The 1,266-nt window shown below is 64.8% G+C and carries 1 protein-coding gene and 1 pseudogene; one reads left to right on the top strand and one right to left on the bottom strand.

Annotation, left to right across the window (positions count from 1 at the left end):
* A pseudogene (locus tag F4V54_RS11690) lies at nucleotides 1–191 on the top strand (MFS transporter); the annotation flags it as partial.
* Here the strand turns inward: F4V54_RS11690 and F4V54_RS10810 are convergent.
* A partial coding sequence (locus F4V54_RS10810) for an alpha-amylase family protein (RefSeq protein ID WP_150387139.1) occupies nucleotides 163–1,266 on the bottom strand: 1,104 nt, incomplete at its 5' end. The pseudogene F4V54_RS11690 and the gene F4V54_RS10810 sit on opposite strands and share 29 nt — an antisense overlap.

Genomic DNA, 1,266 nt, shown 5'->3' with positions numbered 1-1,266 from the left:
AGGCTACGGAGTCGTCGGCAGGTTCGGCGATCACGGCGCTGCGCGAGACGGCTGGGGCAAGCGCGGAGGTCATCCGCAGTCTGGAGGCCGGGTTCGCCCAGTCGGCGGCGTGGTCGATCGGCTTTTCGGCGCTGTTTCTCGTGCTTGGCCTGGTTGGTTCGTTTATGGTTCTGCGGGCATCGCGTAGATAGTCTCGCCTTCGCTGCTTACGCGCACGCCGGGCGTCGGCTGGAGCCATGCTTCAACGGAAAGCTTATCCGCGCCATCGGTCACCTCATATCGAATCGTCTCATTCGTCTTGTCCAGGACTTCGAACGTCGCCCGGGTGAGCCACGGGTGGCGGCGCCGCAAACCAATGAGGGCTTGGTGCTCACGGAAGATCCAGGCGCCGAGGTCCGAGAGTTCTTCCGGGGTTGCCGGCAGGGGCGGGCGCACGGGGTCGTCGGCACTAAAGCCTTCCCCGCGCATAGCCTGAAAGCCCTGTTCATCGCCGTAGTAGATGCTGGGCATGCCGGGCAGGGTCATGAGAAAAGCCAAGGCCAGGATCGCCTTCTCGGGGCCAACTTTGGCGGCGATGCGGTCCACGTCATGGTTGCCTATGAAGGTGTTGGGGACCATCGCTTCGCAGATGGCGGCGTGGCGGGTGAGGGAGTGGTCGAGTTCCCAGAAATTTTCGTCGAAAAGCGAGCTCCAGATGGCTTTCCAGAGCTCGTATTGTGTGACGGAATCGAGGGTGCCGTCGGCGGCGATTTGGACGTAATCGCCGTGGATGACCTCGCCGAGGAAGATCGCGTCGGGGTAGTCGGCGCGGACGCGGCCCAGGACTTCGGCCCAGAATGCGGGCGGGACGGAGTAGGCGACGTCGAGACGCCAACCGGCGATGCCGCGCGCGAGCCAGAACTCCATGATGTCGGTGACCAGGTCTTTCACACGCTCATCGTCGTGGTGGAGGGTGGCCAGCTCCTCGTGGCCCTCCCAGTTGGTGCTGCCCGCGAGGCCTTCCGCAACAAGCGGGTGCGTGGCGGCAACGTGGTTGAACACGCCGTCGAGCATGACTTTGATGCCGCGGCGGTGGCACTCGGCCATGAGCCAGTCGAAGTCGTCGTTGGTGCCGAGGCGAGGGTCGATGCGGTAGTGATCGAGCGTGTCATAGCCGTGGCTGACGGAGTCGAAGATGGGGCCGAGCAGCAGGCCGTCGCAGCCGAGTTCGATGAGGTAGTCCAGCCACGGCTCGAGCTGGCGCAGGCGCGGGGCGGCATCGGAGCC

The sequence above is a fragment of the Corynebacterium tuscaniense genome (assembly GCF_008693065.1).
Lineage (GTDB): Bacteria > Actinomycetota > Actinomycetes > Mycobacteriales > Mycobacteriaceae > Corynebacterium > Corynebacterium tuscaniense.
This window is presented reverse-complemented; position numbering and strand designations above follow the sequence as displayed.